Annotated in this window: 1 pseudogene; it reads left to right on the forward strand. The window is 54.9% G+C overall.

Annotated features, from left to right (window positions below):
- Window positions 1-167, forward strand: a pseudogene (locus RTW80_RS29105) (ribonuclease E activity regulator RraA); the annotation flags it as partial.
- Window positions 168-277 lie beyond the last annotated feature (110 nt).

The raw sequence follows: 277 nt of genomic DNA on the forward strand, positions 1-277 counted from the left end.
TCGGGATTCAGGCCATCGCGGCCATACCGGTAGGCGCAGCGGGCGACGGCATCGGCGAAAGCGACGTGCGCGTCAATTTCGGCGGCGTGACCTTCTTCTCGGGCGACCACCTTTATGCTGACAATACCGGCATTATCCTTTCTGAGGATGCGCTGGATATTGAGTAGTTAATCGGTAAGCGAGATGCATAAAAAAACCGCCAACAGCAATGTGGCGGTTTTTTTTGTCCCTCGGGATTCGCGGTCCGTTGGGACGTCTTACAGACTAACACCAAGGA

Origin of the sequence: Escherichia sp. AM3, from assembly GCF_032029835.1 — a bacterium.
GTDB classification, from domain to species: Bacteria; Pseudomonadota; Gammaproteobacteria; order Enterobacterales; family Enterobacteriaceae; genus Escherichia; species Escherichia coli.